14 protein-coding genes and 1 other RNA gene are annotated in these 14,674 nt (G+C 63.9%); 3 read left to right on the plus strand and 12 right to left on the minus strand.

Features of this window, described 5'->3' with window-relative positions:
- Positions 1 to 19 precede the first annotated feature (19 nt).
- Positions 20 to 1,552, minus strand: coding sequence for an aldehyde dehydrogenase family protein (locus BRW65_RS05595; RefSeq protein ID WP_073872154.1), 1,533 nt, complete (start codon positions 1,550 to 1,552; stop codon positions 20 to 22).
- 18 nt (positions 1,553 to 1,570) lie between these two features.
- Complete coding sequence (locus BRW65_RS05600; protein ID WP_073872156.1) at positions 1,571 to 2,773, minus strand: amidohydrolase family protein; 1,203 nt, start codon at positions 2,771 to 2,773, stop codon at positions 1,571 to 1,573.
- A gap of 310 nt (positions 2,774 to 3,083) precedes the next feature.
- Between BRW65_RS05600 and BRW65_RS05605 the strand changes: the two genes are divergently transcribed.
- Positions 3,084 to 4,304 (plus strand): cytochrome P450, encoded by a 1,221-nt coding sequence (locus tag BRW65_RS05605; RefSeq protein WP_073872158.1) that lies wholly within the window; start codon positions 3,084 to 3,086, stop codon positions 4,302 to 4,304.
- A 19-nt stretch (positions 4,305 to 4,323) separates the two neighbouring features.
- On the opposite strand, the gene BRW65_RS05610 is transcribed toward BRW65_RS05605, so the two are convergent.
- Positions 4,324 to 5,445, minus strand: coding sequence for an NDMA-dependent alcohol dehydrogenase (locus BRW65_RS05610; protein ID WP_073872160.1), 1,122 nt, complete (start codon positions 5,443 to 5,445; stop codon positions 4,324 to 4,326).
- 123 nt (positions 5,446 to 5,568) lie between these two features.
- Between BRW65_RS05610 and BRW65_RS05615 the strand changes: the two genes are divergently transcribed.
- The gene (locus BRW65_RS05615) at positions 5,569 to 6,249 is read left to right on the plus strand and encodes a TetR/AcrR family transcriptional regulator (RefSeq protein ID WP_073872162.1); all 681 of its coding nucleotides are present in this window, start codon (positions 5,569 to 5,571) and stop codon (positions 6,247 to 6,249) included.
- 317 nt (positions 6,250 to 6,566) lie between these two features.
- Positions 6,567 to 7,034, plus strand: coding sequence for a glucose-6-phosphate dehydrogenase (locus tag BRW65_RS05620; protein WP_073872164.1), 468 nt, complete (start codon positions 6,567 to 6,569; stop codon positions 7,032 to 7,034).
- Between the two features lie 98 nt (positions 7,035 to 7,132).
- On the opposite strand, the gene BRW65_RS05625 is transcribed toward BRW65_RS05620, so the two are convergent.
- From BRW65_RS05625 to ftsE, 9 genes are all read right to left on the minus strand, one after another.
- Complete coding sequence (locus BRW65_RS05625) at positions 7,133 to 7,777, minus strand: cutinase family protein (RefSeq protein ID WP_073872166.1); 645 nt, start codon at positions 7,775 to 7,777, stop codon at positions 7,133 to 7,135.
- 280 nt (positions 7,778 to 8,057) lie between these two features.
- Positions 8,058 to 8,425, minus strand: a transfer-messenger RNA (tmRNA) gene (gene ssrA, locus BRW65_RS05630).
- 90 nt (positions 8,426 to 8,515) lie between these two features.
- Positions 8,516 to 9,361: a maleylpyruvate isomerase family mycothiol-dependent enzyme gene (locus tag BRW65_RS05635; protein ID WP_073872168.1), complete on the minus strand. Its 846-nt coding sequence runs from the start codon at positions 9,359 to 9,361 to the stop codon at positions 8,516 to 8,518.
- Positions 9,362 to 9,379: 18 nt separating this feature from the next.
- Complete coding sequence (locus tag BRW65_RS05640) at positions 9,380 to 10,417, minus strand: tetratricopeptide repeat protein (protein WP_073872170.1); 1,038 nt, start codon at positions 10,415 to 10,417, stop codon at positions 9,380 to 9,382.
- Positions 10,418 to 10,423: 6 nt separating this feature from the next.
- Entirely contained in the window at positions 10,424 to 11,671 is a 1,248-nt protein-coding gene (locus BRW65_RS05645; protein ID WP_073872172.1) for an AAA family ATPase, read from the minus strand.
- A gap of 54 nt (positions 11,672 to 11,725) precedes the next feature.
- A complete protein-coding gene (locus tag BRW65_RS05650) occupies positions 11,726 to 12,571 on the minus strand; it encodes an EamA family transporter (RefSeq protein WP_073872174.1) in 846 nt (281 codons plus the stop codon).
- On the minus strand, positions 12,568 to 13,077 hold the full coding sequence (gene smpB / locus BRW65_RS05655; RefSeq protein ID WP_073872176.1) for an SsrA-binding protein SmpB: 510 nt from the start codon (positions 13,075 to 13,077) through the stop codon (positions 12,568 to 12,570). The genes BRW65_RS05650 and smpB overlap by 4 nt, the downstream gene beginning before the upstream one ends.
- 2 nt (positions 13,078 to 13,079) lie before the next feature.
- Entirely contained in the window at positions 13,080 to 13,973 is an 894-nt protein-coding gene (gene ftsX / locus BRW65_RS05660; RefSeq protein WP_073872178.1) for a permease-like cell division protein FtsX, read from the minus strand.
- Positions 13,974 to 14,663, minus strand: a complete 690-nt coding sequence (gene ftsE / locus BRW65_RS05665) for a cell division ATP-binding protein FtsE (RefSeq protein WP_073872180.1) — start codon at positions 14,661 to 14,663, stop codon at positions 13,974 to 13,976.
- Positions 14,664 to 14,674: the final 11 nt, after the last annotated feature.

The following is a 14,674-nucleotide window of genomic DNA, read 5'->3' on the forward strand; positions in this document are numbered from 1 at the left end:
GCCGGTGTGAACCGAACCCTCACATCCACGAGATCGACTTGATCTCAGTGAATTCCTCAAAACCCCAGCGGCCCTGCTCGCGCCCAAGACCGCTGTGCTTGAAACCGCCGAATGGGCCTCCGCCGTTGAACATTCCACGCGCGGGCACCGACCAGCCCGGGCCCTCGCCGTTGCCCGGGTTGGGAGCGTCGTCTACCGGCCCACCGCCGCAGCATTGAACGATGATTGTGCCGGTACGGATTTGGCGTGCCACGTTGAAGCCGCGTGCGGCGTTGCGGGTCATGACGAGCCCTGCGAGACCGAAGTCGGAGTCGTTGGCGATGCGCACCGCCTCCTCTTGATTCTGGTAAGTCTGCACTGTGAGAACTGGGCCGAAAACTTCTTCTCGGCAGATCCGCATGTCGTTGTGACAGTTGACGAAAGCTGTCGGCTCGTAAAAGAATCCTCTGCTCAGATGTGGCGGCCGCCGGCCGCCGGCCACCAGCGTGGCCCCTTCGTCGAGTGCCGACTGCACGTAGCTCTCGACTCGCTGCCGCTGCTGTTCACGGATCAGGGGACCCACCACGGTGGCCGGGTCGCGCGGATCACCGATGGTGAGGCTCGGGGCCATGGCCTTAACGCCGTCGATGTAGCTATCGAGTAGGTGCTCCGGCACCAGCAGGCGCGACGCCGCGACGCACGCTTGTCCCGAATGCATGAGCACTTGTCCGAAACCGATACCGGCTACGTCGGATTCGGTCACGTCGTCAAGGACAATGTGAGCGCTCTTGCCGCCCAGTTCCAGCTGGGCCCGCTTCATCGTCCGCGCCGATACCTCCCTGATGCGCTTGCCGGTTTCCGTCGAGCCGGTGAAGGCGATCATGTCCACCAGGGGATTCGTCGATAACTCCTCCCCGACTTCACCGCCACCCACGACGACGTTGAAGACACCCGCCGGTATGCCGGCTTCCTCGCCGATGCGGGCGAGTTCGAGTGCATTCATCGGCGTCCACGGATGTGGTTTCAAGACCACGGTGCAACCGACGGCAAGCGCCGGCAAGCACTTTTGCAGGTTGATCGAGAACGGGAAGTTGAACGGTGTGATCATGCCGACCACTCCGACGGGTTCTCGCACGACGACGGTTCCGCCGAGCCCGGTCGGTGAGACTTTCGGCCCTCCCGGAGTCTCAATCCAAGTGACGTCGTGCTCCACGAAATCGCTGTAGTAGTGCGATGCTTCGATCGCTCCGCCCACCTGCAGAAAGTCGGTAAGGAAGCCGACGGAGCCGATCTCGGCGACAACGAGCTCACGAAGCTCGTCATGGCGCGACTCCATGATTTCGCTGAAGCGCTTCAGTATCCTCGCGCGCTCGCGCACCGACATCCACGGCCAAGGGCCTTCGTCGAAGGCCCGGCGCGCAGCTTCGATAGCCATAACCGCTTGCTTGGCGCCGCCGTCAAGCACGCGGCCGACCACTTCCTCAGTGGCGGGGTCGATTACATCGATCGGTGCCCCGGCGTTGTCACTGGTCCATCGACCATCGATGAAATTCTCGTACTGCCGGATTGCCACGGTGTTGCCCTTCGGTCGCTAGTTCGCGATCGGGTACGGAGCGGGCTCGAAGTTGAAGACGCGGCGGGCATTGCCTTGCAGCACCTTGTACTTATCCGCGTCCGATCGACCCTCGAGGCTCTTGAGCGCGGCCTCCAGCGAGCGCGGCCACAGGCTGTCGGTATGCGGGTAATCTGTTTCGATCATCACGTTTTCGACGCCGATGTAATCGAGGTTGGCAGCACCGAATTCGTCCTCGATGAAGCAGCCGTAGATGTGATCGCGGAACAACTGCCGAGGCGACTCCGGGAAGATCGTCGGGTCCGTCGCGATTGCGCTCATGCGCATGGTTGCCGGATCCACTGTCCAGTTATTGGCTCGTAGGTAGCGATATTCGGCGGCGACGTGCTCAGCGCGCTCGAGCAGGTACGGAATCCACCCAATGCCACCCTCGGCGAGAACGATCTTGAGGTCGGGGAACTTCTGTAGCTTTCCCGAGAACAGCCAGTCTGTTGTCGAGTGGGCGAGGTTGAGGCCGATGTTGACCGACTGCACTCCGAATGGCGCGTCCGGTGATGTGTTCGGGCTGACCGACGACGACCCGATGTGCGTGCACAGCGGCATCTTCGTTTCGTTCGCCGCCGCGAAGAATCCGTCCCACTCCCCCGAGTGGATCGACGGGAAGCCAAGCGCGTGAACATTTTCCGAAAACGCGATCGCCTTCGCACCCTTGCCTGCGCACCGAAGCACTTCGGCGACTGCCAGTGCGGCGTCCCACAGCGGCACGATGATCATCGGAATGTAGCGACCCGGCGCCGCCCCGCACCACTCGTCGATGATGTAGTCGTTATATGCCGTGAGGCACTTCAGACCAAGTTCGCGGTCCTGAACCTGCGAAAATACCTGTCCGCAAAAGCGTGGAAAGAACGGGAAGTTCAACCCGGCAATGACGTGATCCTCGTCCATGTCCGGGATTCGGGCCTTGGGGTCGTAGTAAACCTTCGGCAGTTCGTCGTAATTGACGGGCAGCGGGGAGTAGTCGTCGGGCTGCTGATGGGCGGCCACCAGGATGCCCATGACGGTGGCGCGGTGTCTCTCGTAGACCCAGGTATCGACACCGTCGATGCGTTCCACGTGCGGCACTCGATCTCGGTCGGCAGCGGATGCGCGGTCAACCCAGACGTTCGGCGGCTCGATGATGTGATCGTCAACGGAGATGAGCCACTGCAGATCTTGTTCCACGGATACTCCCTAGGGCCGTTGTGCGGTCGGTTGCCCGGCCGCGCGTCGGGGTAACGGGCCACCGCGTGCAAATCCGCTGCTAGTACCAACCTCTTCGGACACTATGAGCGACCACCAGCCTTGTCAAGTAACACTTGATAACTGACGCCGAGCTTATCGAGTGCCACTTGACTACCCTTTTCACGCCATCTATCGTGCGAAAACACGGCTCTCCACGCATCACTGGGTCGACGCCCACCCGCTGCAAGAAGCCCGCGTATCGACGCCACGACATCGACGTTGTGGTCAACAAGAGAAGGACGACGCCCCAGTGCCCAAGTCGCTCGAGGACCACGCCGAGAACTTCGATCTTCGCCACGAGGATTTCAACGATCCGGAGTTTTTGTACGAGGTGTATGCGCACATGCGCGACAAAGCAGCCTTCGCGCACACCGACTTCCCGTTCCTTAGCCCAAACGAGAAGGGCGCCTGGGTCGCACTGCGCTATAACGAGTGCTACGAGGTTCTGCGGGATTGGGAAAGCTTCTCCAGCAATCCCACCGGGGATGGTGCCCAGCAACTTCCCGGGGACGTGGTGATCGTGCTCGACCCACCCCGACAGCAGCAGTTACGAAAGGTGCTCAACCCCTACTTCTCCCCGGGGCGAATGAAGCAGCTGCAACCCCAGATCCGCGCCGAGACAGACGCATTGATCAATGAGTTCATCGAGGACGGTCGCGGTGATCTGGCAGTGGTCGCGTGGCAGCAGCCCGGCATCGTGTTCTTCAAGTACGTGCTCGGCATGCCGGTCGGTGATGTCCTCCTGTGCATCGAATTGACGGACACTGCACTCAACGGGTCCACCGAAGAGATCCGCATGACCGCGTGGGGTGGTCTATATGCACACATCACCAACGCGGTCGCCACGCGGATGAAGCAGGGTCCTAAAGATGACCTGATCGACGTTCTGCTGTCAGCCGAGATTGACGGCGTCAAGCTCGAATTCGAAAGTGTCGTGTCGAATGCCATGCTGCTGGTTCAAGCCGGCCTGGAAACCACTGCCAGCGCAATGTCGTTTGCGTTGCACTATCTCGGAACACATCCCGCGGAACGTGACCGACTGATCCGCGAGCCTGAGCTCATGCCGACTGCCGTCGAGGAGTTCATCCGCTTCGCCGGATCTATTCACGGCATCCCACGGACGGTGACCAAGGATGTCGAGCTTGGCGGGCAGAAGTTCTGCCCGGGCGAATCGGTGGTGGTCAACTACGCGTCGGGCAACCGTGACAGTCGCGAATTCCCGGATCCCGACAAGTGCATCCTCGACCGCGAGGCCAATCGTCATCTCGGCTTTGGAGCCGGTGTCCACCGCTGTCTAGGGTCGAACCTGGCGCGCCTGGAGTTTCGTATCGGCGTGGAGCAGGCGCTGGCCCGCATGCCCGATTACACGGCTTCGGATACTGAGTCGGTCTTTCACGGCAACTCAGTGACTCGGGGGTTCCGGAAGATTCCAGTGGCGTTCACACCGGGGCCGCGAGTCACGCTGACCTAGCTTTTCGCGTGCGGAGCCGTCAGTGTTCGTGAATGATCACGCCACGAATGTTCCGGCCCGCGAGCATGTCGTCGTAGGCGTCGTTGATGTCGGCGAGTTTGTATTCGGTGGTGACCGTTTCGTCCAGCAACAGCTTCCCCTCGCGGTACAGGCTCAGCAGTCGCGGAATGTCGGAGCGCGGGTTGGCCTCCCCGTAAAGGCTTCCCAGCACTCGCTTCTGGAACAGCGTGACCATCGCGACCATCGACATCGGCAGTGTCGCCGTCATGTCGAGCATCGATCCCAGCGCGGTGATCACGACGGCGCCGTTCTTGCTGACGATGTTGAGAGCGTCGACGATCATCGGGGCTTCCACCAGTCCGACCGTCACAATCGCGGAGTCGGCCATCACGCCGCGGGTCAGATCCGCCACCAAGGCCGTCGCCTCCTCCGTCGACGTCGCGAAGTGGGTGGCCCCGAACTGAGACACCATGTCCCGCTTGCCTTCTACGATGTCAACGGCGATGATCTTCTCGGCTCCGGCCAGCCGCGCGCCCTGGATCGCCCCACTGCCGATGCCGCCGCACCCAATCACCACGACGGTGTCGCCCGGTTTGACTCCCGCCGTGTTCACGGCCGAGCCCCAGCCGGTGGTCACGCCGCAACCGACAAGGCAGGCCCGACTCAGCGGGAGGTCCTCGTCGATCTTGACCACCGATGCCTCCGGCACTGTGCCGTATTGCGCAAAGGCGCCGAGCCAGGCCAGCGCACCGATGTCGCGGCCCTTGGCGTGCCGGCGGAAGCCGCCGTCCAGTTGCTCACCGGTCGCCATCTGGGCGCCGAGATCGCACAGATTCTGATGGCCGCTCGAGCACCAACGGCATCGCCCACACGCCGGCAAGAACAAGCCCACCACATGATCGCCGACCTTCAGGTTGCGCACCCCTGGTCCGACCTCCTGGACGATGCCGGCGCCCTCATGCCCGCCGACCAGCGGCAGTGCGAGAGGAAGGTCGCCCTCGCGAACGTGATGATCGGAGTGACACAGGCCCGTCGCTTCGAAGGAGACGAGCACTTCGCCCTCTTTGGGGCCGTCGAGCTCCACCTCTTCGACGCTCCACTCCTGGTGCACGTCCCATAAGACCGCGGCGTTCATCTTCATCGTGGACGCATTTAACGGCGTTGCGCACAGTGTTGTCAAGTATCACTTGATAGCGGCGCGCGGCAGCGGCCCTCGGGAGCCTGATGTCAATGATGAAGTGTGCCGGGGCGTTACGGTGTCCCCATGACCGGTAGTGCGAAGCGAGTCCGAGACAAGGACGGCAAGCAGCGCGCCCTACTAGAGGCGGCCACTGAAGTGTTCGCCGAACAAGGGTTTGATGCGGCGGTGACGAAAGAGATAGCGCGGCGCGCCGGCTGTTCAGAATCGATGCTTTTTCACTATTTCGGCGACAAGCAGGGCATCTTCGAGCAGGTCGTATCGCGTCAGATAGCCGAGGGAGTTACCGAAGCCGAGGACAAAGTCATGGAGTCTTTGCCCGACAGGTTTGTCGATTTCGTGAGGCAACTATTTCTTGCGCGGTTGTTGGTAAAACCGCGCGGTGACACGGTGCCAGGTTGGGACATAGCCGGGCGCGCGCTATCCGACCCCGCCTTCTCCGTGCGGATCATGCGTCCGAATCACGAGCGACGTGTGCGGGTGATCGCCGACGGCATCGCTCATTATCAAGATCTCGGCCAAGTCACGCCCCACGTAGATCCCGTTACCGTGGCTGAGCTGCTCGCCAACTTCACCATCTTCACCACGACTGTCGGCCCGCGGTGGTTCGGTACAACCGAGGCTGAGATTCGTGCTCAGATCGACCTTGGGGCTCGAATCTTCGCCGAGGGAGTCCGCGGCTCCGCAGCAAGCGGGCCCTCCCGCCGCTCTGGCCGCTCGCGTCGCCCTCACACCACGGCGCCCTGACGCCTTGATGACAATCGCCGACCTCTCTCCTACCCCGTCAACACCACGTTCGGCGCTCGGACCGGGCGATTCGGTCAGCCGGAGCGCCGCCGGCCGTGTGACGTTGGATCCCCGAAGTCGATTCGAACGCCACAACCTCGTTCTGCTGTGCGGAGGTTCGCGCCGGTTCTCTCGGCCAAGGTAACCGGTGTGCCCACCGATATATATGGACGTGTGCGGAGCGCTGGGCGATCTGCTCTGCAGACACAAATTCGCGGGTGCTCACCTGACGGTACGGGCGCACAATTGAGGTATCGGTCCAAAACCTGGGAGCTGCGATGACCGAGCAACTGCACGACTTCTTCGGCGAGATCTTCCAGCGGTTCTTCAGACTCGCCATCGACGCACATCCGGGAAGGGGTGGAGCACTCGTCGAAAGGTTATTCACCCTGTCTGACGACGTTCCCGACAGATTGGCACAGACCCGGTGCGCCGCAACGGCATGGGCCAAAGCCGAAACCCAGAACGCCATGATCACCTCGGAACTCTTCGTGATCACCCAACACGGGCTCATGTATGCAGCGGGGTTGAACGAGTCGCGCCGGGCGCTGTATTACCTGGCCACCCCGCGCGCATTGTTCGACCCGTTCGTCGACCAGGTCGACACCGCCGAACTGCATGAGGGCGCGGTTGCCGCGGTGGACAGCCGGTTGGGCCGCGACCTCGCGTCCGCACATCCGATGGACGCCGCCCTGCGTCGGATACTCGATGAGCACCTGGCGCTGCGGGTGGATCTGACCGCGTAACCGGCGCCGCCCCCTCGGCCCGGGATCCTCCTGTCCGCTAACTGCGCGACGTGCCGATGGTTCACCGGAGCGCATCGGCGGAGACGACCGATTCGGCTCTACAAGCGGCCCGCGGCGAATGTCGCTGCCTGATTTGTCATTCCCGATTGGATGTACTGACCATGTGGCGCCATGCTCACACCGCGCGTGCAAATCGGATCCCCGGGCATACACATGTCGATTGTTTTCGCGACGTAAAGCGGCCCAATGGTGGGAAGCGCGCCGGGTGCCATTGCCCGCGCGAACGTGCCCGATGCCGACGGATTTCCGAAGACAGCGACGGCGGCGACATGATCGGCGACCCCGGGTGGCATCTGCGTGGTGATTACGTCGACCACGGCAGCACCCTGGGAGTACCCACCGAGGACCATCCTGGTGTTGGGACAGTTTGCCGCCATGGACTCGGCATGAGCGCTCGCGTCGTTGGCACCGGCGGCGATGGAACCACGGAAATTGTTGGTGGCAGGGTAGTTGACCGGATATACGCTGACAGTCCTCCGTCCTACCTGCGAACGCAGGGAATCAACGAAAGACTGTCCGACCCCCCCGACGCCAGGAGGCTCGGATGTGCCCCGGGCGAACACCACGTCGACGTCGGAGCAGGGAGCCGCAGTAGCGGATGGCAGGGACGAGGCAGCGGTCAGTAGCGCCCAAGATGCAACGACAGCCGCACCGAGCAGACCGGAAATCGGATGTGCGGTCACGGCGCGCGTAGCATGTGGCCCGGGCGCGCCGGTCCGACGATGAAAGCTCATGGTGGTTGCCCTTGGTGTGGTCGCCGCCCGGTCGGCAGCTCTCACAGTTGGGAGCAACGGGGCGGGTCCCAGGGGACACTTTTTCCGCAGCCGGCGTCAGTGTCGTGCACGTAGGTGCTCCACCCCCGCGTGTTGCCGCGCCGAATGGCGCCCCAGGGTGAGCTCAGGCGATCGATGTTGCTGAAAAGAAGACTGGCCAGACCCTTGACGGCTCTGACCAGCCAGTTTCCAGTGGAGCTGCCGGGAATCGAACCCGGGTCCTACGGCATTCCCTCAAGGCTTCTCCGTGCGCAGTTCGCTATGCCTCTACTCGGATCTCCTGGTCACGCGAACCAGCCAGGATGACGATCCCAGTCGCTGTTGGTGTCCCGATGAGTCCCGCGACCGAACTCACCGGTTGATCCCTCTAGCTGACGCCAGGCTCCGGGTCGAGGGCTTTCCCGGTCTGACGGACTAGCTGTCGCTTAGGCAGCGAGAGCGTAGTCGCGCTGATGTGAATCGGCGCTTATATGGTTGCAACGACGCTTACGGTGGTCTCTTGCCTGCACCGGCACGCTTCCCTTGATTCGATGCGCGAAGTCGAAACCGTTCAGCCCCTCGCATCCCCACCGATTTTCGGCAGGACAATCAATGGTACGCCGCGTTCAACGCGCGGCAACAAACTTATCTTCCCGGTCCGGGCCGCCGTCAGATCACGAAGTTCAGGTGCTCGACGACCTGGGCCGCCACGTCCTTGTCACCGCCGAGGTCGACGGATTGCGACCGTGCGCGGCACATGGGCCTCCCGCCGGTCAGCCGGGTGAACTGCAGGCCGTCCAGCCGGATCGTCACCGTCGGCTCCCGGCCGCCGAAGTCGTCGACCAACTGGGCCCGGCCATCGACGCTGATGCGGATGTCGCGGGAAAGCGGTCCGGTCAGCTCGAACAGCACCCGGGAGCCCTCGGGCGCCTTGGCCCGCTTGCCCACCACGTAACCCATCGTGGCGGCGATCTCGTCCAGGGACAGTTCGGCCGCGGGGCCGGCGAGCTGGTCATCGGACGACGGCCACCGCAGCGCCTCGCGAATGTCCTGCTCGTGCATCCAGCAGTCGAACACGCGCACGCGCATGAACCGCCCGTAGCTCTCCGGGCCCACCGGCGTCACGGTCACGGCGTCCCAGTCCTCGGCGGACATACCGGTCAGCGCCGCGCGCCGGTCGTCGGTGATGCCCTTGAACCGCTTGAGCACGCCCCCGCCCGCTTCCGCGCTCAGGTATCGCACCCAGCACTCGTTCAGCGCGCCGATGTCGTTGCGGACATGCTCGAGCGTCGAGACGTCGATGTCGGGTTGCGGCGCGGGGACGCCGGCGAGGAACGACTCGGTACCGATCATGTGGGCCACCAACGCCTTGACGTCCCAGCCGGGCAGCGGGCTGGCCGCCTCCCACTCCGCTTCCGGCACCCCGTCCAGCAGGGCGGCGATGTCGTCCCATACCGCGAAGAGACCGGCGAGAACTTCGGACTTATCGAGCTTGGTGACAGGGCGATCGGCCATGGTCGGATAGTAGGCCGATCATTTCCCGATGAAGAGTCCGATCCGAATAATGATCAGGGCGCTGACGGCCAGCAATCCGCCAACAACCACCATGACCGGTGGCCCGGGGTAAACGGCGACCCAGCCGCCGGCAACGACCGCCAGCGATGCGTGAGCGATGCGGAGCGTGGTGAAGGGTTGCTCGCGCAAAACGGAGAAAATTACGTGCCGGGGCAACGTACGCAACAACCAGTGCAACACGGCAATCAATCCGACGGTCAGTATTCCGACGAGCACTCGTAGCACCGCGGCCGAGTGGCGCGCGTCGTTCACCCCGGCGGCGCAAGCCAGAAGCACACCCAGAATCCCGGCGCCGATAGTCACGGCGATGAACAGCCGTTGCAGCACCACGCCGATGTTTCTGCGCATGACGTGCCCGTACGCCGGGTTGCTCCGTGCGGCGCCGAGGAAGCCCTTCAGGGCGCGACCGATTTTGAGACGCTGCAACCGGTGGATGGCCAGTTCGTTGAGTGCGTCGGCATTGTCGGGATCCAGCTCCAACGCCGCCCGAAACGACGCGTGGGATTCGGCCCCGCGCTTGAGGTCCCGCAGGATCGAACCGCGCAGAATGAGGGCATCGACGCTTTGCGGATCCAGTCGCAACGCCATGTCTATCACGGTTAGCGCCGAACGCGATTGCCTCGATTTGTGCAGCAAGCGTGCGTACAGCCGAAGGGGCTCAGGCCTATTAGGGTGAGTCGTGACCGTCCGCCAGGCCATCCACAGGGCGTCGCGCTCGCGTGCGAGGTTATATAGCGACGACGCATACAACCGCATGGCGAATTCGTCTTCGGGCGCGCCGGCCAGGGACGCGTAGGCGCTACGAGCCGCCTGCCAGTGGTTGCCGAGCGCGAGTTCGGCGCGCGCATAATTGGCCAGCAAGACAGGGTCATCGGGGTGGTTTCCCAGCGACCGGCCCACGACCTCCCGCGCGCTTTCGTATTTGCCGGCGTCGAAGTATGCATCGGCGAGGGCGACGACCTGGTCGATGCTGCCGAGGCCGGGCTCCGAGGTCACTGGCGACTACCGAAATTTCCTGCGGCGCAAGTACTTCGCCAACTCGTCGTAAGTGCCGTCACCGTTGGCGAATTCGACGACATTGCGCGCCGTCTCGAACCACGGCCCGGTGCTGGGCCGAATCTGGGCGAGGGCGTTGTCGATATCGGCCATCAGCACCGGCCGCACCTGGCCGCTGCGCATCGAATCCGCCATCGCCAGCTGCGTCGCGATCTCGCACACATAGGCCAGGTCAGCGCCGGAGAAGCTCTCGGTGCGGTTGGCGATCGTCTTGAGATCGATACCGGAAATGGGCCGATCCTGCAGGTGCGATCGCACGATGCCGGCTCTGGCCCCGACGTCGGGCAGGCCGACGAAGATCATCCGGTCGAATCGGCCCGGGCGCCTCAGCGCCGGGTCGACATCCCAGGGCGCGTTCGTGGCACCCAGGACGTACACCCCGTCGTTGGCCGAGCCCGCCGAGTCCATCTCCTCCAGCAGCGTGTTCACCACGGGGCGCATCCCCGAGCTACCGCTCAAGGCGGAACGCCGGTGCCCCAACGCGTCCACCTCGTCGAAGAACAGCACGCAGGGCGCGTTGCGCCGGGCGGTGTCGAAGACGGCGCGGATGCTGCGTTCGCTGTCGCCGAACCAGTGGTGCAGAACGTCGGCGATACCCACCTGGTAGAAGTTCGCGCCGAGTTCGCCCGAAACGGCTTTGGCGATGAACGTCTTGCCGCAACCCGGCGGGCCGTAGAGCAGCAGCCCGCCGCGCGCGGTCACCTTGTACGCCTTCATCAGCTCGGGGTTTCGGATCGGGCCGAGCAGCGAAAGGTCCAGCTGGCGTTTGACGTCGTCCATGCCGGCGACATCGTCCAGCCCGACGCGGACGCGCTGCACGACGTCGAAGTCGTCTTCGTTGACGGCGTCGGGGGGTCGGTCGACGAACGCCGGCTCGATGATGTCGGCGACTTCCCGTTCGGCGCTCGACCAGTCGAACCCCCCTTTGTCGGGTGGCCGCTCGTCGGCCGGGGCCGAGCCCTCCGACGGCGGCGCCCCCAACGCCGCACTGCACCGCTGTAGCAGGCTCAGCGCCTGGGCGTTGCCCGGTTCCTGGGTCAATGCCGTACTGCAGTGAGTCAGCGCCTCGGCGTACCGCCCTTTGTCCGCCAGCAGACCGGCGAGGTGCAGCCGCAACTCGATCACGTCGGGGCTGCGTTCCACCGCGCCCGACAACTCCCGGATGACCGGGTCCTCGGTTTCGGATGCCCCCACCGTGATCTCCCCGCGTATGCGTGCTGGCAGCCCAATACTAAGGGGGCGCAGCCGTCAGCTGGCGGCGATCATGGCCACGGAGCCCATGGCCATCACCATGCCGAACCCCTGCCAACGCGTCAGCCGCTCGCGCAGCACGACCATCGCCAGCACGACCGTGGCCGCCGGGTAGAGCGAGATCAAGATGCTGGCCAGCGAGAGCAACCAGGTGTGCAGGGCCAGCAGCATGGTCACGTTGGCGCAGATATCCAGCACGGCGACGGCCAACGCCAGCTTCAACGGCTTCCCGCGCGGCACCCGCAGATTGTCGCTGGCCGCGGCCATCACGAAGATCACCACGGTGGCCGCGAGCCGCGCGAACACCAGCGGCCACAGCTTGCACGCGTGTGGGGCTTGGTGCAGAAACACCAGGTTCAGTCCCATCGCCGACCCGGCCAACAACGTGAGCCACGCCACCTTCGGGGTGAATCGATACGGCGTCACGCCTTGAGCGGTGGCTTCCCGGCTCACCAGCATGACCGCGATCAGCGCCAGCACGACGCCCACCGACGCGCCCGGCCCCGGCCGCTCCCCCAGCGCCACTCCGACCGCCACCGGCACGGCCGCGTTGAGCACCGCGGCCAGCGGTGAGACGACCGAGATCGGCCCGGCGCCCAGCGCGGCGAAGAACGCCCACATGCCGACCGCCATTCCGACGCCGTAGAGACAGCCCCAGAAGACGGCCCCGCGCGAGATCGGCCCGCCCACGGCGAGGGCCAACCCGCCGAGCAAGATTGTCTCGATCGGATAGACCACCAGCATCACGCGCAGCGCGGCTACCCGTCGAGCGGCTACACCGCCCACGAAATCGCTGACGCCGTAGGTAACGGCCGACAGCTGGGCGTAAGCGGCCCCGATCAGTTCATGCCCTTGGCTCGGCGACCCAATTCACGGACCACTTCGCGCTGGGCATCGCGGCGGGCCATGTCCTGACGTTTGTCGTGCGCCCGCTTGCCGCGCGCTAACGCGAGCTCGACCTTGACCTTTCCTTCGGAGAAATACAGAGACATCGGCACGAGGGCGAGGTTACCATCTCGTATCTTCCCGACCAGACGATCGATTTGTTGCCTATGCAACAACAACTTTCGGTTGCGACGTGGCGCATGGTTGGTCCAGCTACCGTGCTGATACTCGGGAATGTACAAGTTGCGCAGCCACACTTCGCCGTCGTCGACGGTTGCGAACGCGTCGGCCAGAGACGCGTGACCCTCGCGCAGGCTCTTCACCTCGGTGCCCTGTAAAGCAACCCCGGCCTCGAACTCTTCGAGGATCGAATAGTTGTGCCGCGCTTTGCGATTGGTGGCAATAACCTGTTTGCTGCCACGCTTGCCGCCCGCTCCCTTGGCCCGGCCGGGATCCTTCGCCACAGCTACCGCCGGATGTAGAGACGCAGCGTGGCGTAGGAAGTCAGGCCGGCGATCGACACGCCGAGCAGGAACAACCACGGCGAGATGTAGAGGATGTCGGCGTAGTCCACCTTGGCGATCAAATGCGCTTGGTAGAACTGGCTCAGCGCGTTGTCCAGGAACCAGGCTCGCACCAGAACCAGGCCGACGATCGCGATGGCGACACCAATGGCCGCGGCCAGCATGGCCTCCACCAGGAACGGCAGCTGGGTGTACCAGCGGCTGGCGCCGACCAACCGCATGATCTGGATCTCCGTGCGTCGCGTGTGCGCGGCCACTTGGACCATGTTGGCAATCAACAGGATCGCCCCGACGGCCTGCACCAGGGCGACGGCGAACGCGGCGTCGCGCAAACCGTCCAGGACGGCGAACAGCCGGTCTATCAAATCCTTTTCGTTGAGGATGCTGCGCACCCCGGGCTGACCCTGCATCGCGGCGTCGAACTCCGCGTGCTGTTCGGGGTTGTTCAGCTTGACGATGAACGACGCGGGAAACGACTCCTTGCCCGCCACGTCCTTGAACTCCGGGAACTTCTTGATCGCGTCGTTGTAAGCGTCCTGCCGGTTGACGAAACGCACCGATTTGACGTCTTGCCGCGCATCGATCTTGTCCCGCAGCGCTTTACACGGGCCGGACCCGCACGTCGCGTCGTTGGCGGAGATGTCGTCGGTGAGGAACACCTGCGTCTCCACGCGGTCGAGATAGATCTCCCGCGAGTTGTCGGCCAACCGCACCACCAGCAGACCACCACCGAACAGGCCGATCGAGATTGCCGTGGTGAGGATCATCGCCGCCGTCATAGTGACGTTGCGACGAAGCCCGGTCAGGACCTCGTTGAACAGGAAGCCAAAGCGCACTTAGCGGTCCATCCCATAGATGCCGCTCTGCTCGTCGCGAACCAGCCGCCCCAGAGACAACTCCACGACGCGCTGACGCATCGAGTCGACGATGTGGTGGTCGTGCGTCGCCATCAGCACCGTCGTCCCCGTGCGGTTGATCCGCTCCAACAAATCCATGATGTCCTTACTGGTGTCTGGGTCGAGATTGCCAGTCGGCTCGTCGGCCAGCAGAACCAGGGGCCGGTTGACGTACGCACGCGCGATCGCCACGCGTTGCTGTTCGCCACCGGACAACTCGTGGGGCAGCCGGTTCGCTTTGCCGGACAGGCCGACCGTTTCGAGCACCTCGGGCACCACCCGGTTGATCGCGTCGGCCCGTCGACCGATCACTTCCAGGGCGAAGGCGACGTTCTCGTAGACGGTCTTCTGCTGCAACAGGCGGAAGTCCTGGAACACGGTTCCGATCACCTGGCGCAGCTTCGGAATGTGACGACCGCGCAGCTTGTTCACGTGGAACTTCGACACCCGGATGTCGCCGGTGGTGGGGTTCTCCTCGCCGAGCAGCAGCCGCATGAACGTCGACTTACCGGAACCCGACGGGCCGATCAGGAAGACGAACTCACCCTTGTCGATTTTGACGTTGACGTCCTCTAACGCCGGACGGGCCGACGCTTTGTACTTCTTGCTGACATGGTCAAGGGTGATCATCACGGCACGCC

Source organism: Mycobacterium paraffinicum (assembly GCF_001907675.1).
GTDB classification, from domain to species: domain Bacteria; phylum Actinomycetota; class Actinomycetes; order Mycobacteriales; family Mycobacteriaceae; genus Mycobacterium; species Mycobacterium paraffinicum_A.

What these genes read in the sequence shown, in the direction of transcription:
- BRW65_RS05615 (WP_073872162.1), top strand. Translation starts at nt 5,569, where the DNA reads ATGACCGGTAGTGCGAAGCGAGTCCGAGACAAGGACGGCAAGCAGCGC.
- BRW65_RS05635 (WP_073872168.1), bottom strand. Translation starts at nt 9,361, where the DNA reads ATGGCCGATCGCCCTGTCACCAAGCTCGATAAGTCCGAAGTTCTCGCC.
- BRW65_RS05610 (WP_073872160.1), bottom strand. Translation starts at nt 5,445, where the DNA reads ATGAAGATGAACGCCGCGGTCTTATGGGACGTGCACCAGGAGTGGAGC.
- BRW65_RS05620 (WP_073872164.1), top strand. Translation starts at nt 6,567, where the DNA reads ATGACCGAGCAACTGCACGACTTCTTCGGCGAGATCTTCCAGCGGTTC.
- ftsE (WP_073872180.1), bottom strand. Translation starts at nt 14,663, where the DNA reads ATGATCACCCTTGACCATGTCAGCAAGAAGTACAAAGCGTCGGCCCGT.